The organism is Streptomyces sp. CWNU-52B (assembly GCF_047444975.1).
In the GTDB taxonomy this organism is placed as follows: domain Bacteria; phylum Actinomycetota; class Actinomycetes; order Streptomycetales; family Streptomycetaceae; genus Streptomyces.
Window position 1 is genome coordinate 818213 of record NZ_JBLFJV010000005.1, and the last position, 24594, is coordinate 842806.

The following is a 24594-nucleotide window of genomic DNA, read 5'->3' on the forward strand; positions in this document are numbered from 1 at the left end:
GCATAGCGTGACAACGTTCCGGTCGGCCACCTTGCGCGGCGCGCCGTCCGGCCTGACCCACCCCGGACGGAGCTGTCCGGGCGATCCGAGGAGTCGCCATGGTTGCCGACGCGCCATCCGCGGCAGTCGAAAGAACTGCCATCAAGAAGGTCTCAGTCCGCCTCGTGCCGTTCGTGGCACTGATGTTCTTCGTGAACTACCTGGACCGCACAGCCGTTTCCTTCGCCGAGCCGAACGGCATGGGGCAGGATCTCGCCCTCACCGCGGCACAGTTCGGCTTCGCCTCCGGGATCTTCTTCCTCGGGTACATCGTGCTGGAGGTCCCCAGCAACATGGCCCTGCACCGCTTCGGGGCCCGCCGCTGGCTGGCCCGGATCATGGTGACCTGGGGCGTCGTCTCGCTCCTGTTCACCTGGGTGGACAGCAGCGGCCAGCTCTACACCCTGCGCTTCCTCCTCGGAGTGGCGGAGGCAGGCTTCTTCCCGGGCGCGATCCTCTTCCTCAGCCAGTGGGTGCCCTCACGGCACCGCACCAAGATCCTCGGGCTCTTCTACCTGGCGCAGCCGCTGACCACCGTGTTCGGCGCCCCGCTGGCCGGCTGGCTCATCGGCCGGCACGGCCTGTTCGGCCTCGAGGGCTGGCGCGTGATGTTCCTGTTCGTCTCCATTCCGGCCATCGTCCTTGGCGTCGTCGCGTGGTTCTACCTCATCGACCGGCCGGCCGACGCCAAGTGGCTCACGCCCGCCGAGCGCGCCTGGCTGACCGAGGAACTCGCCGCGGAGAACGCGCAGAAGACCGGTCACGAGAGCAAGCACGCCAAGGGCGACCTCAAGACGGCCTTCAGCAACGGCCGGGTGTGGACCCTGGCCATGGTCTACTTCGGTTTCGTCTACGGCCTGTACGCCCTGGCCTTCTTCCTGCCGACGATCATCAACGGCTTCCAGGAGCAGTACGGCACCACCTTCAGCGTGATGGACAAGGCCTGGATCACCGCGATCCCCTATCTGCCCGCCGCCGTCGTCCTGTTCTTCTGGACGCGCCACGCCACCCGGCACGGCAACCGTGTCTGGCACGTGGCCGGACCGGCCGTCGTCGGCGGTGTCTCCATCCCGCTCGCCCTCTCCATGGGCTCCCCGGCCGCCACGGTCGCCGTGATCACCGTGACCGCGTGTGCCATCTTCGCCGCGCTGCCCGTCTTCTGGTCCCTGCCCTCCCGCTTCCTGACCGGAGCCGCGGCGGCCGCCGGCATCGCCCTGATCAACACCGCGGGCAACGTCGCCGGATTCGCGTCCAGCTACATCACCGGCTGGCTCAAGGACTGGACCGGCGACTACTACGTCCCGCTCTACCTGGTCGGCTTCTTCATGCTCCTGTCCGCCGCCCTGATGATCTGGCTGTCCGCCCGCGGCGGCACCGACGAGCCGCCGGCCTCCGCAGCAGAGCACCAGCCCATGGAGGCCCTTCGATGACCCGGCTCTTCAACGACCCCGCCGCCTTCGCCGACGAGGCCCTCGAAGGCTTCGCCGCCGCCCACCGCGGCTGGGTACGGCCCGTCACCGGCGGCGTCGTCCGCGCCGCCGGGACCCCCGCGGGACAGGTCGCCGTCGTGGTCGGCGGTGGCTCCGGCCACTACCCGGCCTTCTCCGGGCTGGTCGGCCGCGGCCTGGCGCACGGCGCCGCCGTCGGCAACGTCTTCGCCTCGCCCTCCGCCCGGCAGATCCGCTCCGTGGCCCGCTCCGCCCACGGAGGCGCCGGCGTCCTGCTGATGTACGGCAACTACGCGGGCGACGTGCTCCACTTCGGGCAGGCCGCCGAACGTCTGGCGGGCGACGGCATCGAGGTCCGTACGTTGGCCGTCACCGACGACATAGCGTCCGCCTCGCCCGACGCGTCGGGCGAGCGCCGCGGCATCGCGGGCGACCTGCCCGTCTTCAAGGCCGCCGCGGCGGCGGCCGAGGAAGGGCTGCCGCTGGCCGAGGTCCTGCGCGCGGCCGAACACGCCAACGCCCGCACCCGCTCCTTCGGCATCGCCTTCTCCGGCTGCACCCTGCCCGGCGCCGACCACCCCCTGTTCACCGTCCCCGAGGCCCGGATGGCCGTCGGCCTCGGCATCCACGGCGAACCCGGCATCGGCGAGGAGTCCCTGCCGACCGCCGACGAGGCGGCGCACCTCATGGTCGGCGCCCTGCTCAAGGAACTCCCCACCGACATCGAGGCCCCGGCGGGACAGCGCGCCGCCGTGATCCTCAACGGCCTGGGCGCGGTCAAGTACGAGGAACTGTTCGTCGTCTACCGCAAGGTCGCGGCCCTCCTCGGTGAGGCGGGCGTGGAGATCGTCGACCCGGAGGTGGGCGAACTCGTCACCAGCTTCGACATGGCCGGTGTCTCCCTCACCCTGACCTGGCTGGACGACCGCCTGGAGCAGCTGTGGCGGGCGCCGGCCGACACACCCGCCTACCGCAAGGGCGCCCCGGCCGCGCAGACCCCGGCCGCCGAGACGGCCCCCGTCGAGGAGGACACGGACGACATCCGCGTCCCGGCCGCCGGTGAGCGGTCCCGCGCCGCCGCCGGCACCGTCCTCGCGGCCCTGAACGCCCTGGCCGACACCGTCGACACCCACGCCGAGGAACTCGGCCGCATCGACGCGGTGGCGGGAGACGGCGACCACGGCATCGGCATGCGGCGCGGCTCCACCGCCGCACTGCGGGCGGCCGTCCGCGCCCACGACCTCGACGCGGGCGCCGGAACCGTACTCGTCCACGCCGGGGACGCCTGGGCCGACAAGGCCGGTGGCACCTCGGGCGCCCTGTGGGGCACGATCCTGCGCACCCTCGGTACGGAACTCGGTGACCGGGACGCCCCGAACGCCGAGGCGGTGGCCCGCGGCGTCTCGGAAGCCTCCGCCGCCGTCCGCCGCCTCGGCGGGGCCGAGGTCGGCGACAAGACGATGGTCGACGTCCTCGTGCCCTTCGCCGACGTCCTGGCCGAGGCCGCGGGTGACGGCGCCCGCCTCACCGAGGCCTGGCAGCGCGCCGCCGCCACGGCCGAGCGGGCCGCCGCCGCCACGGCGGACCTGCTGCCCCGCAAGGGCCGCGCCCGGCCCCACGCCGAGAAGTCCCTGGGCACCCCCGACGCGGGCGCCCACTCGCTCGCCCTCATCACCCGCGCCGTGCACGGCGCCCTGTCCGACCTGCCCGCCCACCCGCTCGACCAGCACTGAGGAAAGCCGCCATGACCGAGAAGCTCCGTATCGTCGTCGGATCCGACGACGCCGGCCACCAGTACAAGGAAACCCTCAAGCAGGACCTGCTGGGCAGTTCCCTGGTCGCCGAGGTCATCGACGTCGGTGTCGACGCCGACGGACACACCGCCTATCCCAAGGTCGCCATCGCGGCCGCCGAGCTGGTCGCCCGGGGCGAGGCAGACCGCGCCCTGCTGGTGTGCGGCACCGGCCTCGGCGTGGCCATCGCGGCCAACAAGGTCAAGGGCATCCGCGCCGTCACCGCCCATGACTCCTTCTCCGTCGAGCGGGCGGTCCTGTCCAACAACGCGCAGATCCTGACCTTCGGCCAGCGTGTCGTCGGCATCGAACTGGCCCGCCGTCTCGCCGCCGAGTGGCTCACCTACCGCTTCGACGAGACGTCCGCGTCCGCGGCGAAGGTCCAGCTCATGTGCGACTACGAGGACGCCTCCGACGCCGGAGCGGCCGCCTGATGCCTGCCCCCGCACGCCCGCCCCTCCTGCTGGGGGTGAGCCTGAAGATGTACTTCGGCCATCACCGGACGCTCAACTGGGCCCGGCGGATCGCCACTCTGGCCGACGAGCACCCCGCCGTGACCTCCGGCGAGGCCCGCCTCTTCGTCCTGCCGGCCTTCCCGACCCTGATCCCCGCCGCCGGCATCCTCACCCCGTACGGCGTCGCGATCGGCGCCCAGGACATCGCCACCGAGGACACCGGACCGTACACCGGAGAGGTCGGCGGCCCCCTCCTCAAGGAGATCGGCTGCCGCTACGCCGAGGTCGGCCACGCCGAACGCCGACGGCTGTACGGCGAGGGCGACACGGTCGTCGCGGCCAAGACGGCAGCCGCCCTGCGCAGCGGCCTCACCCCCGTGCTGTGCGTCGGCGAGCGCGACCGGGGGACACCGCGGGAGGCGGCCGAGCGCACGGTCGCCGAGGCGGCCCGGCTGCTCCACGGACTGGACGGCACCGTCGTCCTCGCCTACGAGCCCCAGTGGGCGATCGGCGCACCGGAGCCGGCCTCGGCCGAGCACATCGCCGCCGTGTGCACGGCCCTGCGGGACTGGCTCGACACGCGCCCCCACCACACCGGTTCCAGCGTCATCTACGGCGGCAGCGCGGGCCCCGGCCTGCTCACCCGGCTCGCGGGAACGGCGGACGGCCTCTTTCTCGGCCGCTTCGCCCACGACCCGGACAACGTCCGCGCCGTCCTCGACGAGATCCGCACCCCGGCCGGCTCGGCGGTGGCGCGATGACCCACGCGATCAGCACGGACCACACCGGCGGCACGGACCACGCAAGCAGTACGGCTTACGGGATCAGCACGTACGCGTACTTCTGGCGCTTCTCCACCCGGGCGCCCCGGCCCATGACGCTCCCCGAGATGCTCCGCGACACCGCCGAACTGGGCGGCCAGGTCTTCCAGATCTGCGACTACGCGCCCATCGAGTCGTACGACTCCGCGCAGCTCGCCGACGTCCGGGCCGCGGCACGCGACCTCGGACTCGCTCTGGAACTGGGCACCCGCGGGGTCCGCCCCGGCCACCTGCTCAGGTATCTGGACCTGGCGGAGCAGTTGGACGTCACCCTGGTCCGCTCCATGCTCAACACCGCGGACCACCGGCCCGACACCACCGAGGCCGTGTCCCTGCTCAAGGAGGCGCTGCCCCGCTACGAGGACGCCGGGGTGACCCTCGGTCTGGAGACCTACGAGCAGGTGTCCACCGACGACCTGCTGACGGTCGTGACCGGGGCCGACAGCGAACGGCTCGGCGTCGTCCTGGACCCGGGCAACAGCGTCGCCCGCCTGGAGCGCCCCGCCGACGTCGTCGCGGCCACCGCGCCGTACGTGGTCAACATCCACGTCAAGGACTTCGCCTTCACCCGCCGGGACGGCTGGGTCGGCTTCACCTACGCCGGCTGCCCCCTGGGTGAGGGCCTCCTCGACCACGCCGCCATGATCGCGGCCGTCGGGGCGGCCCGGCCGGGCCGTGACATCAACCAGATCGTGGAGCACTGGCTCCCGTGGCAGGACGAGGGCTTCGACGTCACCGCCCGGCTCGAACACCAGTGGACGCAGCACAGCATCAACACCCTTCTGAGGAGCGAGTAATGGCCACCGAGATCCAGACCCAGGCAGACGTCACGACCGTCGCCGTCATCGGGGCCGCCGGCAAGATGGGCCAGCGTGTCTCCAACAACCTGGTCGAGAGCGACTTCCGGGTGCTCTTCAGCGAGGCCTCGCCCCAGGGCCAGGAGCTCGTCCGCGGCCTGGGCCGGGAGCTGACCGGGTCCGCCGACGCCGTCGCCGAGGCAGACGTGGTCATCCTCGCCGTACCGGACGTCGTCCTCGGCAAGGTCTCCGAGGAACTCGTCCCCCTCATGAAGCCGGGCACGGTCGTCCTCACCCTCGACCCGGCCGCCGCGTACGCGGGTCTGCTGTTCAACCGGGCCGACATCCACTACGCGTGCGCCCACCCCTGCCACCCGTCGGTGTTCCTGGAGCGGACCACCGAGGAGGAGTGGCAGGACACCTTCGGTGGCATCGCCGCCCCGCAGGAGGTCGTCGCCGCGTACGAGGGCGGTGACGAGGCCAAGCGGGAACTGGCCGACTCCGTCATCCGCGTGATGTACGCGCCCGTGGTCGACGTCCACTGGGTCACCGTCAAGCAGCTCGCCGTCCTGGAGCCGACCCTCGTCGAGACGATCGCCTGCATGGTCGGCGCGCTTCTCACCGAGGCGCTGCACGAGACCGTGCACACCGTCGGCGTCCCGGAGAAGGCGGCCCGCGCGATGCTCCTGGGCCACACCCAGGTCGCCCTGGCGAACACCCTCAAGGGCTCCAACCCCTTCTCGGACGCCTGCCTGATCGCCATGGACTACGGCCGTGAGTCCATCGTGCGCGACGACTGGAAGAAGGTCTTCGACGACGGCGAGCTCGACAAGGTCATCACGCGCATGCTGAAGATCAAGGAGATCAAGCGCTGACCCCACGACGATGCTGACGCCGGTGCCACCCGCCCCGCAGGCCGGCATCGGCGTCAGCAGCTGATGTCGCCGTCGGCGCTACCTGAACGCGGCGCCGTGCACACTCACGCGCCCGTCGTGCCGACCTGGCCGGCCAGTTCGACGAGGGCGTCGGCCGCGGGGCCGGAGGAGGCCGGGTTCTGCCCGGTGATCAGCAGACCGTCCTGGACGACATGGGGCTCCCAGTCGCCGGCCTTGGAGTAGACGCCGCCCAGGCGCTTCAGTTCGTCCTCGACGAGGAAGGGGACGATCTCGGTGAGCGCGACCGCTTCCTCCTCGGAGTTGGCGAACCCGGTGACCCTCCTGCCCCGGACCAGCGGGGCGCCGTCCTCGTCGACCGTGTGCCGCAGGACGCCGGGGGCGTGGCAGACCACGGCGAGCGGCTTGCCCGAGCGCAGCGTCGTCTCGATCAGCCGCGCGGAGTGCGCGTCCTCGGCCAGGTCCCACAGCGGGCCGTGGCCGCCCGGGTAGAAGACCGTGTCGAAGTCGTCGGCCGAGACCGAATCCAGGCGCACCGTGTGCGACAGCGCCGTGGTCGCCTCCGCGTCGGACTCGAACCGGCGGGTCAGCTCGGTCCGGAAGTCGGGCTCGTTGCTCTTCGGGTCCAGCGGCGGCCGGCCCCCCTTGGGGGAGGCGAGCACCATCTCCCAGCCGGCCTCCTTGAAGCGGTAGTAGGGAGCCGCCAGCTCCTCCAGCCAGAATCCGGTCTTGCGGCCGGTGTCGCCGAGCTGGTCGTGCGAGGTGAGAACGATCAGAACCTTCATGTCTGTCTCCTTGGGATGCGGATGCGTCATGTGGACGCGGTTCGAGTAGACCGGTCGTCTAGTGTCGGGCAAAAGGAAGCGCCCAGGTTGCGGGCCGGTGTGAAGAGTGCGTGGTCAGAGGTGCAGAAGCCGGCGGGTCATCGCCGTGGTGGTGTCGAGTGGCGCGAGACTGCGGTGGATCTTGGCCATGACGCTCCCGCCGAGCCACAGGTCGTAGAGGACCTGCGCCGTCTCGCGGGGGCTGCCGTCGATGCTGATCGACCCGTCCGCGAGACCCTCGGAGATCATCCGCTCCAGGCGGTCGACGATCGCGTCGGTGCCCTCCTTCAAGGCCAGTCGCATCGGCTCGGACAGGTCGGAGACCTCGGCGCCGAGCTTGACCGCCAGGCACTTTCCCTGGCAGTCGTCGACGCTCTGGGTCTCCCGCCACTGCTGCCAGTAGGCGGTCATCCGCTCGGCGGCCGACCGGCCGGGCTGGGCGAAGATGCGCTCCGTGTCGGCCACGTACTCGTCGAAGTAGTTGCGCAGCAGGGCTTCCCCGAAGGCGTCCTTCGACGCGAAGTAGTGGTAGAAGGAGCCCTTCGGGACGCCGGCCTCCGCGAGCACCTCGTTGATGCCGACCGCGGAGTAGCCCTTGTGGGCCATGATCCGCTGGGCGACGTCGAGGATGTTCCGGCGGGTGTCGCCGGTGCGTGCGTTGGCTGGCATGGGTATGACCATAGCCGCGATTAGACCGGTCGTCTAGTCGCCGTTCGGGGCCACTGACGCCGGGTGGTCCGCGCCCTGGGGGAGCGGACCACCCGCCTGCTCAGCCGCGATAGGTGCGTACGTAGTCGAAGTGGGCCGTCGCCCCGGCGGTGTTGAGCGACACCAGACCGATCCGCAGCGCCTGCTCCCTGGGCAGGGTCCACCCCCCGGTCCACGTCCAGTGGGTCCCGTCGGTGCTGGTGGCGGCCCGTACCTCGTGCTCGCCGCCCGCCTCGTCGGCGTGGTACGCCAGCCGCATCCAAAGTGTCCGGGCGGGCGGGCCGCCGAACATCGGGCCGTACGCCACCGCGGTCGGCGGGGTGGTCGTGGGCCGGGGGCCCTCCTTCGCGAACTCGGTGACGTGGGTGACCTTCCCGGTGGTGTGGCTCAGCGGCAGCACCGCGTGCACCAGCTTGAAGTACCGGTCGTCCCCTCCGTACAGCACCAGCCCGGCCTGCTGGTTGCCCGGACCGTTCGCCAGGTCGAGCTTGGTCTCCACGGTGAAGTCGCCGGCCGGTGCGGCCCGGGTGAGGACCGAGGCGGTGTTGTTGCCGAGGTTCAGCTCGGCGTTCTGCGTCGGCCAGGACAGCTCGCCGTCGCCGGTCGAGGCTCCGGCGGCCGGGCCCCGCACCCAGCTCCAGTCGGAGGACAGGGTGCCGGAGTCGAACTCGTCGCTGTGCGCGGGCAGCAGCGCACCGGGCCGTGGATCGGCGACCCGCCGGGTGACCGGCTGGTACAGCTTCACGGCGCCCACGTTGTCGGCGTCGGCTCCGCCGCCGAGTGCGGCGGTGCCCACCTTGCCGGCCCGTGCGGCCGCCGCGGGCACGGTACGGGTCTGGGTGGCCACGGCGTCGTGCAGCCGGTCGGCGCTCACCTCGACGGTGAGCCGGGTGCCCCGCAGTTCGGCGGCCACGTTGCGCCAGGCGCCCCACAGGAAGCCGGAGGGGAGTGCGGTCACCTGGCGCCCGGCGCTGACCCCCTTCACCCTGACGTCGGTGACCAGGGCGTTGCGGGCACGGTCCAGCCAGGCCACGACGTGGTTCGCGGGGTTCTTGTAGGCGAGGACCAGACCGGCGGAGCCGCCCGCCGCGGTGACCCGCAGATCGGCCTCGGCGCGCACCTGGGCGGGGGCGTTGCCGGAGCTCACGAGGAAGGCCGGGTCGGTGGCGCTGCCGGAGTGGGTGGCGAAGGTGCCGGGGTCCTGCTCGGTGGCCGTCGCCCAGGCCGCCGTACCGGAGCCCTGGGCCTGCCAACCGCCGAGCGAGCCGTCGTGGAAGGAACCGCCGGCCGCCCAGGAGGTGACGGGTGACTCGCTGCCGTTCGAGGAGGGACCCGCGCCGGCCCGGACGACGGGCCAGCCGTCGATCCAGTCGAGCCGGTCGACCAGCATGGGACGCCTGCTGAGGGTGCGGTCGATGCCCGGCACCAGATCGAGGTCGGGGTCGTCGGCGGGAATCGCGTGGTAGACGAGCCAGTCCTGCCCGGACAGGTCGGTCTGCAGCGCGTTGTGCCCCGGCCCGATCCAGCGGTCGCTCGAACCGACCACGATGCCGCCCTTGCTGACGGGGGACAGCAGGTCGACGCCCCGGTCGTCGGTGAAGGGCCCGGTCGGATCGGTGGCGCGGCCCACCTTGACCTGGTAGCCGCTGTACGCGCCGTCGCAGCAGCCCGCGTCCGAGTAGAAGAGGTAGTAGTAGCCGTCGCGGCGGACGACGAACCCGCCCTCCATGCGCCGGCCCTGGGCCACCTCGGTGACGGCGCCCTCGATCCGGGTGCGGTCGCCGTTCATCCGTGCCACGCAGATCGTGTCGTAACTGCCCCAGTACAGATACGGCTGACCGCCCACGTCGGTGAACTGGGCCTGGTCGATGTCGCCGGTGGCACAGCCGCTGTCCGCCGGCAGCACGGCACCCGCGTCGGTCCAGGGGCCGGTCGGCGTGGGCGCGGTGGCCACCCCGACGGTGTCCTTGTCCGGCACCGAGTAGAAGAGGTTGTAGTGGCCGTCCGTGTACCGGATGTCGGGCGCCCACAGCCGTGAACCGCCGTGCCAGGCGGGCTGTGTGGCAGGCGTGAACACCTGGCCCGCGTACGTCCAGTGGGTGAGGTCGGCGGACTTGAGGATCGGCAGCATGCGCTCGCCGGTCTCGCCCTGGGTCTGGAAGACCGGGTTCTGGGTGCCGTAGGCGTACCAGGAGCCGTCCTTGCCGCGGATCACCGCCGGGTCGGGAAAGGTGTCGACGGTGCCGGCGGTCACCGGGTTGGTGTACGCGGACGCCCGTGGCGGGCCCGCCGGGGCTGCCGTCGCGGGCCCGGCGGGCGGGAGGACCGCGAGGAGGAGGCCGGCGAGTGCGGCGACGACGTACGCGGTACGGCTCGTTCTTCGGTTCACGACGGGCGTGACCTCTCTGCTCGACTCGTTTCGAAGAATGCAGGGCTCGAAGAATGCAGGGCTCGAAGGATCAGGGCCCGGAAGAACTCAGGACTCGAAGGAGCTCAGGGTCGGGTCGTAGTCGGAGGTGCCGATGTCGAACATGGACGTCATCCAGTGGTGGAAGTTGTCACCGCGCTCCCGGAGCAGGTCGTACAGACGGCGCATCAGACGGCGCCTGACGTCCTCCAGCCCGGGGTCCGGGTAGCGGTTGGCCAGCTCGTGCGGATCCGCCTGGAGGTCGTACAGCTCGTTGACCGAGTCGGGGTTGACGATCAGCTTGTAGCGGGTGTCGCGCAACATGCGCTGGGGGTACGGGAAGTGGTGGCCGTGGAACTCGGCGAGCAGTTCCTCCGGCCACTCGGGGTGTTCGCCGCGCACCAGCGGCAGCAGGCTGCGGCTGTCGGTGGCGGGCTCCGGGTCGCAGCCGGCCAGTTCGAGAACGGTCGCCGTGCAGTCGGTGAGGCTGACGAACTCCTCCCGCACCTGCGGGGGTTGGCCCGGCACCCGGATGATGCCGGGGATGCGGTAGATGTCCTCGTACATCGCCGGGCCTTTGTCGTGCAGCCGGTGGGAGCCGGTGAACTCGCCGTGGTCGGCGGTGAAGAAGACCGACGTGTCGTCCTGGAGGCCGAGTTCGTCGAGCCGGGTGAGGACGCGCCCGATCTGCTCGTCGACGAGGGTGACGTAACCCCAGTAGACGGCGATGAGTTTGCGGGTGACCTCCAGCGGCATGGTGTCGAACGTCCAGTGCGCGCTGTAGTTGCGCTGCACGGGTGGTTTGCCCTCGAAGGTCTCGGCGATCGAGGCGGGCAGCTCGACCAGCTCCGGGTCGTAGAGGTCGTAGTAGGCGTCCGGCAGCAGATAGGGCAGATGCGGCCCGAAGAAGTGGGTGGCCAGATAGAAGGGCCGGCCGTCGGCGGCGTACTTCTCCAGGAGCTCGATGGCGCGGGTCGCGAGGTAGTACTCGAAGGTCGCCTCCACCGGCTGCTGGAGACGCGCGGCGAGCAGGTTGCCCGGGTTGCCGTTGGGCGTGGTGCCGCGCACCGGATCGGTGATGCGGTACGGCGGCAGGTCCCGCTCCTTGAGATAGGCGAGGTAGTCGGGGTGGTCGACCGGGTTGTGCCAGCCCGGCAGGTCGGGCCCCTCGAAGCCGTAGGAGGCCGCGTTGCGGCGGGTGCCGACGTGCCACTTGCCCACCAGGCCCAGCTGGTAGTCGCGTTCGGCCAGGGCGGCGGGGAAGGTGAAGGTGTCCTCGTCCAGGTCCTCCAGATAGCCGACGTTGCGCTCGTAGTTGGCGAGCAGCCGGTGCCGGAAGGGGGCCTGGCCGGTGAGCAGACTGGCCCGCGCCGGTGTGCAGATGGCGGTGGGCGTGTAGAAGCGGTCGAAGCGGGTCCCGGTGGCGGCCAGCCGGTCGAGATGGGGGGTGGCGACGTGCGGATTGCCGTAACAGCCCAGCGTGTCCACGCGGTGCTGGTCGGTCATCAGGAAGAGGAGGTTCACGCGGCGGCCTTCGTGTAGACGTCGCCCGCGTAGTAGGAGGCCGCGTCCGGTGACTTCTTGAGCTGTCCGGTGCTCACGAAGAAGTCGCTCATGCCGTCGAGCCACTTGTCGACCGTGCCGTCCTTCGTCCGGGCGACGAGTTCGGCGGTCGTCAGTGTCTCGACGTGACTCGCGTCCGCGGCCACCTTGTCCTCGGGCAGCTTCAGGAGCGCGGCCGTGAGCGTGACCGACTCCTCGGGGTGCGCCGCGCGCCAGTCGTTGGCCTCCTGGAGCACCTTGACGACCTTCGCCTCGGCGGGCCCCTTCTTCCCGCCGGTGACGAACGCGGTCGGGAAGGAGCCGCCGATGTCCTTGGTGCTCGCCAGCTCGACCAGGTCGGGCACCTTCTGCTTGATGGTGTCGATGAGCGGGTAGTTGATGCCGGCCCCGTCGATCTGCCCGGCGGAGAACGCCGAGACGATCGTCGGCGCGTCCATCGCGACCTTCTTGATGTCGTCCATCGTCATCCCGGCGTCGCGCAGCGCGAGCTGGAGGACCATCTCGCCCGAGGTGCCCTCCGGGACGCCGACCTTCTTGCCCTTGAGGCCGGCCAGTGTGGTGATGCCCGGTTTGGCGATCACGCGGTCGGCGTAGGTGAGGGTGTCGATCGCGACCACGCGTGCCTTGCCCGACGCGGGCAGCCACAGCGCACCGGGACCGATGTACCCGTAGTCGAGGTCCCCGCTGCCCAGCGCCTGGATCTGGATGGGCCCGTTGACGAACGTCTTGTACGAGGCGGACAGGCCGTGCTTCTTCCACAGGCCCTGGTCGTCGGCGATGGCCGGCAGGCTGGCCCCGTTGTAGTCGGCGATGTAGCCGAAGCGGATCTTCGTACCGCCTCCGTCCCCGTCGTCCGAGGAGCAGGACGACAGGGCGAGCGCCAGCGAGGTGGCCGAGAACGAGGCGAGGAGGGTACGGCGGGACATGCTCATGACGCTGGGCCTTTCGGGAGACCTGAGGGAGGGGAGCGCGCATGCGGCCCGTCCGGGGTTCGAGGACGAGGCCGGTCAAGGCCGATGCGGGGGTCTGGGGGCCGCAGCCCCGGGGCGGGGACGGGACAGGAAGGGGCGGCGGGGGCGGAGAGCCGCGTCCGCCGCCGGTCAGGTCACCGGGGTCGCCGGGCCGGCCTGTTCCTGGTGGTACACCGAGTGCCAGACTTCGTTGCGGATGCGGGTGAACTCGGGGGACAGGCGCAGTTCCTCGGTCCGCGGGTAGGGCAGGTCCACGTCGACGACCCGGTGCACGCGCCCCGGCCGGGCGGCCATCACGACGACGCGACGGGCCAGATAGACGGCCTCGTCCACGTCGTGGGTGACGAAGAGGACGGTGCGCCGCTCCTGGGTCCAGGTGCGCAGCAGCTGATCCTGCAACTGCACCCGGGTGAGGGCGTCCAGGGCACCGAACGGCTCGTCCATCAGCAGGACCTCGGGGTCGACCGCGTAGGCCCGTGCGATGGCGCACCGCTGCTTCATGCCGCCGGACAGCGTCTTGGGGAGGGCGTCGGCGAAATCCGTGAGCCCGACCAGTTCGATGGCGTGGTCGGCCTTGCGGCGCCGCTCGGCGGCGGACAGGGAGGTGAGCTTGAGGCCGAACTCGACGTTGCCGCGCACGGTGAGCCAGGGGAAGAGCGCGTACTGCTGGAAGATGACACCGCGCTCGGGTCCTGGGCCGGTCACGACGGCCCCGTCGACCAGGACCTGACCGGTGGTCGGCTCGGCCAGGCCGGCCGCCAGGTTCAGCAGTGTCGACTTGCCGCAGCCCGAGGGGCCCACGACCGTCACGAACTCGCGGTCGGCGATGTCCAGGGACACCTCGTCGAGAGCGGTGAACTGCCCCTGCTTGAGCGGGAAGGTCTTGCCGGCCCGCCGGAAGGAGATCTTGGCCCCGGACGCGGCTTTGGCTTGGGCCCCCGTCGCGGACGTGTGTGCGGACGCAGAGGTCATCGTCGCTCCTGCCAGGCCGTGAGGTGGCGCTCGGCCCGCTGCAGCAGGCGGTCCATCACCAGGCCGATCACACCGATGCTGATCAGCCCGACGAAGATCGTCGGCAGGTCGTAGTAGGTCTGCGCGTGCATCATCTCGTAGCCGAGTCCCTTGTCCGCGGCGATGAGCTCGGCGGCGACCACCGTGCCCCAGGAGGCCCCGAGCCCGATCCGCATGCCGACGAGCAGGAACGGGGTGGCGGCCGGGACGACCACCTTGAGGAAGATCACGCGGTCCCGGGCACCCAGCACCCGGGCCGCGTTGACGAGCGTGCTGTCCACGCCGATCACCCCCTGGAACGCGGCGACCACACTGGACAGGAACGCGGCCAGGAAGATCACGAAGACCTTGGGTGTCTCGCCGATGCCCATCAGCACGATGGCCAGCGGGATGATCGCCAGCGGAGGCACGGTCCTGAAGAACTGCACATACGGTTCGAGCAGACCACGGGCCAGCGGGTACCAGCCCATCAGGAAGCCGACGGGCACGGCGAGCAGGGTGCCGAGGGCGAAGCCGAGGAAGACCCGGCGCAGACTGGCCAGCGCGTCCGCGCCCAGCGTGCCGTCGCCCGCCATCTCCACGGCGCGGGAGCCGACCGACACGGGGCCCGGCACGTCGACCAGGTGGGCCGAGGCTGAGATCGCCCACACGGCGACACCCAGGGCGAGCGCCACCAGGTTGAGCACCAGCGGGGGCACGGTCCGGGACCGGCGTCGCGGCGCGGACGGGGCGGGCTTCTTGTCGGGTGCGATGAGCGCGGTCATGGCGACCTCGGCGGCACGGGGACGGTCACGTTCACTCCACGGAGTTCGGTGTCTGATAGCGGGTGAGCAGGGGTGATTCGTGCAGGACGAGCGCGATGGCGCCGAGTGCGCCGCCCACCTCGCCGAGCGTGGCGTGGCGCAGGTCGATGCCGGGCCGGGAGACCGGCATCAGGTTGGCGGACAGGGCGCGCTCGACGGGTGCGAAGAGGGCGGCCCCGGCCTCGGCGACCTCGCCGCCGAGCACCATGACGTGCGGGCCGACCGCGTTGCACACGGCCGCGAGGACGGTGCCCACCTGGGTGCCGACGTCGTCCATCACCTGGCGCGCGGCCGGGTCCGTGGGCAGCGCCGCGAGGAAGCCGTCCAGGTCACCCGCGGTGGGCCGGGCGTCTAGCACGGCGCCGATCGAGGCCACCGTCTCCAGGCAGCCGTCCTTGCCGCACGAACATCGCCGGCCGCCCGGTTCGACGGTGATGTGGCCGAACTCGCCGGACAAGCCGTGGGCGCCCCGGTGCAGGGCGCCGCCCACGACCAGACCTCCGCCGACCCCGTGCGACAGCCGCAGATAGAGCACGTCCTCGACCCCGGCGGCAGCTCCCCAGGTCGCCTCGGCCAGCGCCGCGAGCCGGGTGTTGTTGTCGAGCAGTACGGGGACGCCGAACCGCTTGCGCAGCAGCACCGGCAGGTCCGCACGGGGCGTCCCTGCGGCGGGGGAGCCGGCCCGCTCGGCGGCCGGGGCGTCGTGCACCGGTCCCACCACGCCCACACCGATACCGCTGAGCGACCCGAGGCGCAGCGTGCCCCCGGCAAGGCCGCCGACCAGCCGTGCGGCGAGGTCGACCCGCTCCTCCCAGGTCAGCCCCGGACCGTGCGGGGCGCTCTCGGAACCGATCACCTCGTGGGCGACGTTGACCGCGGCGACGTGCACCGCTCGGCGGGCGAAGTCGATGCCGATGGCCTGGCCCGCGTCCCGGTGGAGACTCAGGGTCTCGACCGGCCGGCCACGCCGCCGCTCGACCGCGGCCGGCGCCGCGGCCACCACGGCGCCGCCGTCCACGAGGGCGGCCACGATGTCGTACAGGGTCGTCCGGGACAGCCCGGTCAGCCGCCCCAACTCGCCCCTGCTGAGCGGGCCGTGCGTGCGCAGGTGCCGCAGGACGAGTTCCTCGTGACCGCGGCGGAGCCGGGCCAGGGGACCCTCGTGGTCGTGTGCCATGGGGCACAGGATGCGGACCCCGTTGCTTTTACGTCAACAGTCCGGAATAAATCAGCAACCTCGGAACCATCCCTCGGAAGGGTTAATACCCGCAGGTCAGAGCCGTCTTGGGGGGTGTCGTGCGACACGGTCACGTTTCATGAGGCTGCAATGTTCCGGTGACCGGAAGGCGGGCGGACCGGCCGGAGAGCAGACCGAACGGGCGGGTGACGGGGCCGCGTGGGGCGTACCGCTCAGGCGTCCCACGCGCAGCGGAAGCCGAGGTTGCCGGTGCTGCTGTCGGGTGTGTTGGCCGTGCGGGCGGCGACCCGGTAGCGGTTGCAGTACGAGCTGTGGCACAGATACGAACCTCCCCGCATGACACGGGACGTGCCCTTGGCGGGCCCCTTCGGATCGGTCCGCGGCCGGCCGGAGTGTTGCGTGCCCCACCGGTCGGCGCACCACTCCCACACGTTCCCGGACGTGTTGAACAGCCCGTAGCCGTTGGGCTCGAACGCGTCCACCGGTGCCGTGCCCCGATAGCCGTCCTCGGCGGTGTTCTTGGTCGGGAAGTGGCCCTGCCAGATGTTGCAGCGGTGCTCGCCCCCCGGTGTCAGCTCGTCGCCCCAGGGGAAGCGCCGCTGCACCAGGCCGCCCCGCGCCGCGTACTCCCACTCGGCCTCGGTGGGCAGCCGCCCCCCGGCCCACCGGCAGTAGGCCGCGGCGTCGTTCCAGGACAGATGCACCACGGGGTGGTCGCCGCGGTCGGCCACCGTACTGCCCGGACCCTCCGGGGCCCGCCAGGTCGCGCCCTCGACACCGCACCACCAGGGCGTCTGCGGCGGGCGGGCAGCGCCGCGCCGCAGGGCCGCGGGCAGGAAACCGGCGAAGACGAAGGACCAGCCGAACCGCTCCGCCTCGGTGAGGTGGCCGGTCGCCTCGACGAACCGGGCGAACCGGTCGTTGGTCACCGCGCACGCGTCGATCCGGAAGGGCGAGAGGACGACCTCGCGCACCGGCCCCTCCCCGTCGTCGGGGAAGCCGTCCGTGTCGCGGGTCCCCATCAGGAAGGAACCGCCGTCGAGCAGCACGCTCCCGTCCCGGTCCTGCACCTCGCCCGTCACGCGGTCCGCCCGCGCGCGGACGGTCGGCCCGAGGGAAAGTCCCGCCGCGCCCCGGTCGGCCGAGGGCGCGCAGCAGTTCCTGGACTCCGCCTCGTCCACCGGGCCTCCCTCAAGAAGTGATCTTCGTCCGAGGCTACGGTACCCAGGGCCGCCACCGCTGCCGGCCGACCGGCCGCTCCTGGTCCCGGCCCGGGGTCAGTGGTGTGACGGGCCCGCGGTGTGGGAGACGGCGAAGTCCCAGAGGACCGGCAGGAGTTGACCGGGCGTCTCGATCTGGGGCAGGTGGCCGGTGCCCTCCAGCAGGACGAACTCCGCGCCGGGTACGGCCTCGGCGTACGCGCGTCCGTAGTCGGCGTCCACGACCTGGTCGCTCGCGCCCCAGGCGACCAGTGTCGGGTGGGCCACCTTGCCCAGACGGTCGGCCAGCGACGGGTCGTCCATGGCGTGCGTGCCCGCATACACCTCCAGCGCGGCACGGTTGGCCGCCATGACCGTGCGCTGCTCCTCGGAGAGCGCGCCGGCGTCGAAGCGGAACTTCGACGGGTCGTGGAACGAGAGCCGGGACAACTCGACGGGGGTCAGGGAGGAGACGTCGGCCACCGGGTGCCCCGGGACGCGTATGCCGACCGCGTTGACGAGCGCGACACCGCTGATCCGGTCACTGCCGAGAATCGCCAGTTCGGCGGCGATCCAGCCGCCGATGGAGTTGCCCACCACTGTGACGTCCCGCAGGTCGAGCTCGTCGAGCAGCTGCGCGTAGACCCGAGCCAGGGACGGCACGTCGGCGAGCCACTCGGGGCGGACCGTGCCGCCGAAACCCGGGTGGAAGGGCGTGAACACCCTGGCGGGCCGCTGCTCCGCCAGGAAACCGGCGAACGGTGTGACGGTCTGCGGGCCGCCGCCTCCGTGCAGCAGCAGGACGGGGCGTCCCGCCTGGCCCTGGAGGTCGACGGTGATGTCGACGGTGCCCTGGTCGAGTTCGAGTGTGTGGCCGGCGCTGGTCATGGGTGCCCCTGAAATCTTCGTGAGAGTTGACTCTCAGGAGATTACGGCGGCCCGGTCTCGTCATGCAAGTGAACTCTCATGACGAAAACTCGCTGTTATGATGCAGGCGTCGGATGGACCGGAGGGTCGGAGGGGTGGGCGCAGGACCCGAAGGTTCGATGAGCGTCGAGAGAGGGAAGAAAGGGAGCGCGAGCATGGCGACACAGGGTGGTGCCGGACGCACCAACCAGAAGCAGCGCACGCGTACGGCGATCCTCGTGGCCGCGCGGGAGCTGATCGACGCGGGCACCGAGGTGACCATGCCGGAGATCGCCCGTGCCGCCCTGGTCTCCGAAGCCACCGCGTACCGGTACTTCACCGACCTCCCCTCACTGATCAGTGAGGCGTTGCGAGGGGTCTGGCCGTCCCCCGCGGAGGCGCTCGCGCCGGTCGCCGGCTCCGCCGATCCCGTCGAGCGCATCGCGTTCGCCTGTGACTACCTGCTCCGCGGCATCCTCGCCCGGCAGGGCTCGGTACGGGCGATGATGGCGGCCACCGTGACCCGTCCCGAGACGGTGGCCGCACGGCCCGGCATCCGCTTCGGGCTCATCGACCACGCGCTCCGTCCTCTGGAGGCCACCCTCGGTGCGGCCGATCCGGACGCCTTCGCCCAGCTCAAGCGCGGTCTCGCGGTCGTGGTGAGCGCCGAGGCGCTCTTCGTGCTCACCGACCTGTGCGGGCTCGAAGCCGACGAGGCCGTCGCCAGTGCGGTGGGGACCGCGGTCGCGCTCACCCGGGCCGCCGCCCACCCGGTCGCACGGCCGTAACCGCGACGACGGCCGTTGCCGCAACCGTGCGAAGGCGACGCCGGGTCCGTCAGCGTCCGGTGCGCGAGGCGCGTACGGCCTGCGCCGGTCGTGTGCGGCCGTTCCCGGAGGTGAGGGCCGGTCCGGTGTATCCCACCGTGCCGAGGCTGAGCAGGACGTGGCGCTCGGCGACCTCCTCGGCGGTCAAAGGGCCCTCGGCGCGGTACCAGTTGGCAACTCCCTGGCACATGATGAGGACCGCTCGCACCGCGTCGGCCGGGATCGGCGTGGTGAACGTGCCCTCGCGGATGCCGGCTTGGACGGTGTCCAGCAGCATGTGCTGCAGATAGTCGCGCAGCGCCACGTACCGGGCGCGGTTCTCGGGCTCCAGGCTGCGGATCTCGGTGTCGAGGAAGGCCATGCCCTTGCGGTTGGCCATGTAGAGCACGATCGACTCCACCATGGCGCAGAAGCGCGGCAGCGGATCGTCGCCGGCTTCGGCGGCCGCGGCCCGGCAGCGGTCCAGGACGTCCTTCATGGACGTCTCCAGCAGTGTGGTGAGCAGCGCCTGCTTGTTCTCGTAGTGGTAGTACAGCGCGGGCACGGTCACACCGACCCGGGTGGCTATGTCCCGCACCGACGTCCCGTGGTAGCCGTGTTCGTTGAAGGCCTCCATGGCGCGCAGCAGGATGGGGTGCAGGTCGAGCCGGCCGTACGAGCGCCAGTGCTGCGGGGGAGGGGCGGTGACCCGGCTCGGTTCGGTGCTCAACGGCTCTCCTCGGATGACTCGTTCGACGAGTGGCATCGTATGTCGGCGGGGTGTCGCGTGAGGGAGTAGGTCGCTTAGCGATCGATCAGTGCTTGCTCGATGATGCTACGTCAGTCACGCCAATAATGCCTTCCTTCCTAGGCGTTGACCCTTCACTCGGTGACTCCTACTGTCTTAGCGAACGCTCAGTAAGTTCTCGGTGACCGTGTCGACCACCTCAGTCAAGGACGTCAGCTGATGCACCTGTCCACACCCCTGACCTACGCGGGGGACCCGCGCACCGCCGCGGACGAGGCCGCCGCACTGGAGTCGGCCGGCCTCGACGCGGTCTGGGTCGCCGAGGCCTACGGCTTCGACTCCCCGACGATCATGGGATATCTCGCTGCCAGGACCGACCGCATGTGGATCGGCTCGGCCGTCCTCAACGTCTACTCCCGTACCCCCGCGCTGATCGCGCAGACCGCCGCCGGACTGGACGCCCTCACCGGCGGTCGCGCCCTGCTCGGCCTCGGCGCCTCCGGGCCCCAGGTCGTCGAGGGCTGGCACGGCCGGCGCTACGACAGGCCGCTCGGCCGTACCCGCGAGACGATCGAGCTGGCCCGCCGCATCTGGCGTCGCGAGGTGGTCGAGCACCGCGGCATCACCGAGATGCCCCTGTCCCCGGAGCGGGGCGGCACGCTCGGCAAACCGCTGAAGCTGCTGACGCGTCCCGTGCGCGACAGCATCCCGGTGTACGTGGCCGCCCTCGGCCCCGCGAACGTCCGCATGACCGCCGAACTCGCAGACGGCTGGCTGCCGTTCCTCTACGCGCCGGAGCACGCGGCCAAGGTGTGGGGCGAATCCCTCGCCCGGGGCGCCGCGCTGCGCGACCCGGCCCTGGGGCCCCTGGCGGTCGTGGCCGGCGGACTCCTCGCCATCGGCCGGGACGCGGCGGCGGTACGCGATCTGATGCGGCCCACCATCGCGCTGTACGTCGGCGGCATGGGCGCACCGGGCCGCAACTTCTACCACGACCTCGTGTGCTCCTACGGCTACGAGGCGCAGGCCGCCGCCGTTCAGGAGCACTACCTGGCCGGCCGCAAGAAGGACGCGGAGGCAGCCGTCCCCGCCGAACTGTGCGAACTGGTCAGCCTGGCCGGGCCCGAGGGATACGTACGCGACCGTGTCGAGGCCTTCCGGGAGTCGGGCGTCACCATGCTCAACGTGACGCCCGTGGGGCCCGAACCCGCCCGCCTCGTCGAGCGCGTCAAGGAATGGCTGTGAAGGCCGCTTCCCCGCCCCGCACCGCCGGCTGAGCCGCCGCCCACCTCTCCACCGATCCACCCCGACCGCCAGGAGGGCGAGTTAGATGACGACAGCCCCGCACACGACTGGGGAACCACCACGGACACCGGTCGAACAGACGCTGCCCCTGCTGCTGGAACGCAACGCGCGTCTGTACGCCGAACTGCCCGCGCTGTCCTGGCAGGAGCGGGACCCCGCCGGAGCGGGTCAGGACGGCTGGGCCACCCTGACCTGGGCGCAGGTCAGGGAGCACACCACCTGCCTCGCGGCCGGCTACGCGGCGCTCGGCGTCGGCCGTGGCGACCATGTGCTGCTCATGATGGCCAACAGGCCCGAGCACTGGCTCTCCGACCTGGCCCTCGTGCGCCTCGGTGCCGTGCCCGTCACGGTCTACGGCACCTCCGCACCCGAGCAGGTCGCCCACATCGCCCGCAACTGCCGGGCCAGGGTCGCCGTCGTCGAGGGGGCCGCGCAGGTGGCGTTGTGGGAGCCGCTGTCGGCGGACCCCGGGATCCCGCTCGACCGGATCGTCGTGGTGGAGGACGACGCGGTCGGCACCCACTTCCCCTATGCCGCGCTGGGCCGGGAGCCGGTTCCCGAGCGGTTCGACAAGGTCCTGGACGCCGCACGCCCCGACGATCCGCTGACGGTCGTCTACACCTCGGGCACCACCGGTGAACCCAAGGGCGTCGTCCTGAACCACCGTCATGTGCTCGCCGACGCGCTGGCCCTCGACGAGGTGGTCGAACTCCCGCCGCACGTCGAGCACATCTGCTACCTGCCCTTCGCGCACATCGCCGAACGGATGCTCGGCATCTACCTGCCCTGTCACCGCGCCTCGCACGTCTACCTGTGCGCCGATCCGTCAGGCGTCGCCGAGACGGTGCGCAAGGTGCGCCCGGCCCAGTTCTTCGGCGTGCCACGCGTATGGGAGAAACTCGCCGCCGCCGTCCGGTCCGTCCTGTCCCTCATGCCGCCGGACCAGCGGGAACTCATCGCGGAGGCCGCCCGGGTGGCGCGGGAACATGTCGGGTACCGGGAGCGGGGCGAACGGCCGCCCGCCGAACTGGAGGCGGCCTACGCACGGCAACGGTCCGAGGTCCTGCTGCCGTTGCTGGCCGCGGGCGGCCTGGACCGGATCACCTGGGCGGCCAGTGCCTCGGCCCCCATGCCGATCGACGTGGTGCGGTTCTGGGCCGGCTTCGGCATCGTGATCATGGACGCGTGGGGACTCACGGAGACCACCGGAGTGGCGACCACCAACAGCCCGCGCACCGGTTTCCGGCTGGGTTCGGTGGGGCGCCCCGTCTCCTCCGTACAGGTCCGCGTCGCAGGCGACGGCGAGATCGAGGTCCGGGGCTCGACCGTGTTCTCCGGGTATCTGCGCGAGGACGGCACGGTGCGGTCGGCGGTGGACGGGGAGGGCTGGCTGCGCACCGGTGACCTCGGCCGTCTCGACGCGGACGGCTATCTGTGGCTCACCGACCGCAAGAAGGAAATGATCATCACGTCGACGGGCAAGAACGTCTCCCCGGCGCTGGTGGAGAACGCCCTCAAGGAACACCCGCTGATCGGCCAGGCACTGGTGCACGGTGACAACCGTTCCTACCTCGTGGCGCTGCTGGTGCTCGACGCGGAGGCGGCGCCCGCCTGGGCCGCCTCCCAGGGCCTCGGCACGGACCTCGGCCTCGACGCCCTGGCGGCGCATCCGGCCGTACGGGAAGAGGTGGACCGGGCGGTGAAAGCGGCCAACGCGCGTCTGAACCGCACCGAGCAGGTCAAGCGGCACCGGCTGCTCGCGGAGGAGTGGGGCCCGGCCACGGGAGAGCTGACACCGTCGCTGAAGATGAAGCGCCGTGTCATCAGGGAGAAGTACGCCGCCGCGCTGACGGAGTTGTACCAGGACTGACCCGCCTCGGGCCTGCCCCGGTCCTTTCTCTCGTTTCCTACGACGGCGGGTGTCCCGCCCCGCGGAGGGGCGGGACACCCGCCGTCATACGCCGTCCACTCGCCTGGAGCGCGCCCGGGGAGCTACAGCCCGTAGGTCTTGCCGATCACGTCCCGCTGGATCTCGCTCGTCCCGCCGTAGACGGTGGAGACGACCGCGGCGCGCAGATGGCGCTCCATGTCGTACTCGGTGGCGTAGCCGTAGCCGCCCATCATCTGCATGCCCTCAAGCGCTGCCCGCTTGGCGGTCTCGGTGGCCTTGAGCTTGGCCATGGACGCCTCGCGGGGGAACAGCCGGTCCGGCTCGGCGTCGCAGTCCAGCGCCACCTCCCGCACCAGCAGGCGGGTGCACTCGATCTCCGTGGCGAGGTCCGCGATCCTGTGGCGCAGGGCCTGGAAGGAGCCGACGGGACGGCCGAACTGCTCACGCTCACGGACGTACGCGACGGCGTCGTCGAACGCCCGGCGGGCCAGGCCGAGCATGGTGGCGGCGAGGAAGAGACGTTCGTAGTTGAGCCCCGCCATCAGCTGGCGCCAGCCGTTGTCGACCTCACCGACGACGGCGTCGGCGGGCAGGCGTACGCCGGTGAGGTAGACGTCGTTCACCTCGCGGCCGCCCATGGTCTCGATCCCCCGGATCTCCACACCGGGTGTGCCGGCCGGGACGTGGAACATGGTGAGCCCGGCGTGCTTGTCCCCGGAGGTCCGGGCCACGAGCAGGATGCTGTCGGCGATGTGGGCGTTGGAGATCCACGTCTTCTGACCGTCGATCAGCCAGTCGCCTTCGGAGCCTCGTCGGGCGCGGCAGGCCAGCGCTCCCACGTCGGAACCGGCCCCGGGCTCGGACATCGCGATCGCGAGCACCTTGCCCTCCACGACACCGGTGAGCACGTCCCGCCTCTGCTGCCGGGTGCCGAACCGTTCGTAGGCCTTGGCGGTGATGACGCTGGTGACGAAGCCGCCCGCCGGGACCATCCCGTAGGCGGTCTCCTCCAGGAACAGGCAGGCGTCGGCCAGGCCGCCGCCGGAACCGCCGTGTTCCTCCGGCAGGCACACCCCGAGCCAGCCGAGTTCGGCGAGCCGCCCGTAGAGGCCGGGGTTGTGGGGCTCGCGGCCGCCCCCGGTCAGCGCGTCCCGCTGTTCACGCGTACCGCATTCGCGTTTGGCGAAGTCGCGGACGGCCGCGACGAAGTCGGACTGTTCCGGGGTGAGTCGACTGCCCATGAGGTCCTCCGGGTTCCGGTGGTCGGAAAGAGCTGGCTGCAGAGCGAGGCACAGAGAGGGATACCAGAGGTGGATACAAAGAAATGCTTACTGTTTCATAGTATCTCCGATGGATCTCGGGCGGTAAGGTGAGGAGCACCATGACGACTTCTGCGAACGACTCCCTGCTCGCCCGGGCCATCGCCCGGCCCGAGACGGAGGAAAAGGTGGCGCGGCGGATCCTGGACGCCGCACTGGACCAGTTCACTACGTTCGGCCTGCGCCGCTCCTCCATGGACGATGTCGCCAAACGGGCGGGGGTGTCGAGGGTCACGGTCTACCGCCGTTTCCAGACCAAGGACGGGCTGGTCGAGGCCTGTCTGCTGCGCGAGGGCAGCAGGTTCTTCCAGAAACTGGACTCCGCGGTGGCGGCGCTGCCGACCATGGAGGAGCGGGTCGTCGAAGGGTTCGTGGTGGCGCTGCGCCACACCAGGGCCCATCCGCTCTTCGGTGGCCTGCTGCGCCTCGAACCCGAAGTGGTGCTCCCCTATCTGACCGTCCAGGGAGGCCCCTCGCTGGAGGCCACCTGCGACTACCTGACCGCGCATCTGCGGCGCGCCCAGCAGGTGGAGGGACGGGGCGACTCCGACCCCAGGCCGGTCGCCGAACTGATGATCCGTGTCGCCGTCTCCTTCCTGCTGAACCCGTCGAGCTGCATCGAGATGGAGGACGAGGACCAGGCCCGCGCCTTCGCCCGCCGCTATCTCGCCCCGCTCCTGGACGCCTGA

Annotated in this window: 22 protein-coding genes; 10 read left to right on the plus strand and 12 right to left on the minus strand. The window is 71.2% G+C overall.

The window, feature by feature from the left end:
- Positions 1–98 precede the first annotated feature (98 nt).
- Genes ACLVWQ_RS06530 through ACLVWQ_RS06555 form a run of 6 tightly spaced genes read left to right on the plus strand, consistent with a single transcriptional unit; the run spans position 99 to position 6228 of the window.
- Positions 99–1469 (plus strand): MFS transporter, encoded by a 1371-nt coding sequence (locus tag ACLVWQ_RS06530; RefSeq protein ID WP_414107197.1) that lies wholly within the window; start codon positions 99–101, stop codon positions 1467–1469.
- Positions 1466–3220 carry a dihydroxyacetone kinase family protein gene (locus tag ACLVWQ_RS06535; RefSeq protein WP_414107198.1) on the plus strand — a complete coding sequence of 585 codons (1755 nt, stop codon included), beginning with the start codon at positions 1466–1468 and terminating at the stop codon, positions 3218–3220. The genes ACLVWQ_RS06530 and ACLVWQ_RS06535 overlap by 4 nt, the downstream gene beginning before the upstream one ends.
- 11 nt (positions 3221–3231) lie before the next feature.
- On the plus strand, positions 3232–3714 hold the full coding sequence (locus tag ACLVWQ_RS06540; RefSeq protein ID WP_414107199.1) for a ribose-5-phosphate isomerase: 483 nt from the start codon (positions 3232–3234) through the stop codon (positions 3712–3714).
- A complete protein-coding gene (locus ACLVWQ_RS06545) occupies positions 3714–4496 on the plus strand; it encodes a triose-phosphate isomerase (RefSeq protein ID WP_414107200.1) in 783 nt (260 codons plus the stop codon). Before ACLVWQ_RS06540 ends, ACLVWQ_RS06545 begins: the two co-directional genes overlap by 1 nt.
- Positions 4493–5353 carry a sugar phosphate isomerase/epimerase family protein gene (locus tag ACLVWQ_RS06550; RefSeq protein ID WP_414107201.1) on the plus strand — a complete coding sequence of 287 codons (861 nt, stop codon included), beginning with the start codon at positions 4493–4495 and terminating at the stop codon, positions 5351–5353. Before ACLVWQ_RS06545 ends, ACLVWQ_RS06550 begins: the two co-directional genes overlap by 4 nt.
- Positions 5353–6228: a phosphogluconate dehydrogenase C-terminal domain-containing protein gene (locus tag ACLVWQ_RS06555; protein ID WP_414107202.1), complete on the plus strand. Its 876-nt coding sequence runs from the start codon at positions 5353–5355 to the stop codon at positions 6226–6228. Before ACLVWQ_RS06550 ends, ACLVWQ_RS06555 begins: the two co-directional genes overlap by 1 nt.
- A gap of 104 nt (positions 6229–6332) precedes the next feature.
- Here ACLVWQ_RS06555 and ACLVWQ_RS06560 read toward each other — a convergent pair whose 3' ends face one another.
- The 10 genes from ACLVWQ_RS06560 to ACLVWQ_RS06605 form a co-directional block, all read right to left on the minus strand.
- Positions 6333–7031 (minus strand): type 1 glutamine amidotransferase domain-containing protein, encoded by a 699-nt coding sequence (locus ACLVWQ_RS06560; protein WP_414107203.1) that lies wholly within the window; start codon positions 7029–7031, stop codon positions 6333–6335.
- 114 nt (positions 7032–7145) lie between these two features.
- Entirely contained in the window at positions 7146–7739 is a 594-nt protein-coding gene (locus ACLVWQ_RS06565; protein ID WP_414107204.1) for a TetR/AcrR family transcriptional regulator, read from the minus strand.
- Positions 7740–7839: 100 nt separating this feature from the next.
- Positions 7840–10167 (minus strand): family 43 glycosylhydrolase, encoded by a 2328-nt coding sequence (locus tag ACLVWQ_RS06570; protein ID WP_414107205.1) that lies wholly within the window; start codon positions 10165–10167, stop codon positions 7840–7842.
- 87 nt (positions 10168–10254) lie between these two features.
- Entirely contained in the window at positions 10255–11709 is a 1455-nt protein-coding gene (locus ACLVWQ_RS06575; protein ID WP_414107206.1) for a sulfatase-like hydrolase/transferase, read from the minus strand.
- Positions 11706–12680 carry an aliphatic sulfonate ABC transporter substrate-binding protein gene (locus ACLVWQ_RS06580; protein ID WP_414107207.1) on the minus strand — a complete coding sequence of 325 codons (975 nt, stop codon included), beginning with the start codon at positions 12678–12680 and terminating at the stop codon, positions 11706–11708. The genes ACLVWQ_RS06575 and ACLVWQ_RS06580 overlap by 4 nt, the downstream gene beginning before the upstream one ends.
- A 168-nt stretch (positions 12681–12848) precedes the next feature.
- Positions 12849–13691, minus strand: a complete 843-nt coding sequence (locus tag ACLVWQ_RS06585) for an ABC transporter ATP-binding protein (RefSeq protein WP_414107208.1) — start codon at positions 13689–13691, stop codon at positions 12849–12851.
- Positions 13688–14494 (minus strand): ABC transporter permease, encoded by an 807-nt coding sequence (locus ACLVWQ_RS06590; protein WP_414107209.1) that lies wholly within the window; start codon positions 14492–14494, stop codon positions 13688–13690. Before ACLVWQ_RS06590 ends, ACLVWQ_RS06585 begins: the two co-directional genes overlap by 4 nt.
- A 31-nt stretch (positions 14495–14525) precedes the next feature.
- Positions 14526–15710, minus strand: a complete 1185-nt coding sequence (locus ACLVWQ_RS06595) for an ROK family protein (RefSeq protein ID WP_414107210.1) — start codon at positions 15708–15710, stop codon at positions 14526–14528.
- A gap of 233 nt (positions 15711–15943) precedes the next feature.
- Positions 15944–16912, minus strand: a complete 969-nt coding sequence (locus tag ACLVWQ_RS06600) for a formylglycine-generating enzyme family protein (protein ID WP_414107211.1) — start codon at positions 16910–16912, stop codon at positions 15944–15946.
- Positions 16913–17008: 96 nt separating this feature from the next.
- On the minus strand, positions 17009–17818 hold the full coding sequence (locus ACLVWQ_RS06605) for an alpha/beta fold hydrolase (protein WP_414107212.1): 810 nt from the start codon (positions 17816–17818) through the stop codon (positions 17009–17011).
- 194 nt (positions 17819–18012) lie between these two features.
- Here ACLVWQ_RS06605 and ACLVWQ_RS06610 point away from each other — a divergent pair, with 194 nt between their 5' ends.
- Entirely contained in the window at positions 18013–18624 is a 612-nt protein-coding gene (locus ACLVWQ_RS06610) for a TetR/AcrR family transcriptional regulator (protein ID WP_414107213.1), read from the plus strand.
- Between the two features lie 49 nt (positions 18625–18673).
- On the opposite strand, the gene ACLVWQ_RS06615 is transcribed toward ACLVWQ_RS06610, so the two are convergent.
- Positions 18674–19372 carry a TetR/AcrR family transcriptional regulator gene (locus ACLVWQ_RS06615; protein WP_414107214.1) on the minus strand — a complete coding sequence of 233 codons (699 nt, stop codon included), beginning with the start codon at positions 19370–19372 and terminating at the stop codon, positions 18674–18676.
- 237 nt (positions 19373–19609) lie between these two features.
- On the opposite strand from ACLVWQ_RS06615, the gene ACLVWQ_RS06620 reads away from it, so the two are divergent.
- On the plus strand, positions 19610–20635 hold the full coding sequence (locus ACLVWQ_RS06620) for an LLM class F420-dependent oxidoreductase (RefSeq protein WP_414107215.1): 1026 nt from the start codon (positions 19610–19612) through the stop codon (positions 20633–20635).
- An 85-nt stretch (positions 20636–20720) separates the two neighbouring features.
- Positions 20721–22565 carry an AMP-dependent synthetase/ligase gene (locus tag ACLVWQ_RS06625; protein ID WP_414107216.1) on the plus strand — a complete coding sequence of 615 codons (1845 nt, stop codon included), beginning with the start codon at positions 20721–20723 and terminating at the stop codon, positions 22563–22565.
- A gap of 122 nt (positions 22566–22687) precedes the next feature.
- Here the strand turns inward: ACLVWQ_RS06625 and ACLVWQ_RS06630 are convergent, their stop codons facing one another.
- Positions 22688–23827 carry an acyl-CoA dehydrogenase family protein gene (locus ACLVWQ_RS06630; protein WP_414107217.1) on the minus strand — a complete coding sequence of 380 codons (1140 nt, stop codon included), beginning with the start codon at positions 23825–23827 and terminating at the stop codon, positions 22688–22690.
- 140 nt (positions 23828–23967) lie between these two features.
- Between ACLVWQ_RS06630 and ACLVWQ_RS06635 the strand changes: the two genes are divergently transcribed.
- Entirely contained in the window at positions 23968–24594 is a 627-nt protein-coding gene (locus ACLVWQ_RS06635; protein ID WP_414107218.1) for a TetR/AcrR family transcriptional regulator, read from the plus strand.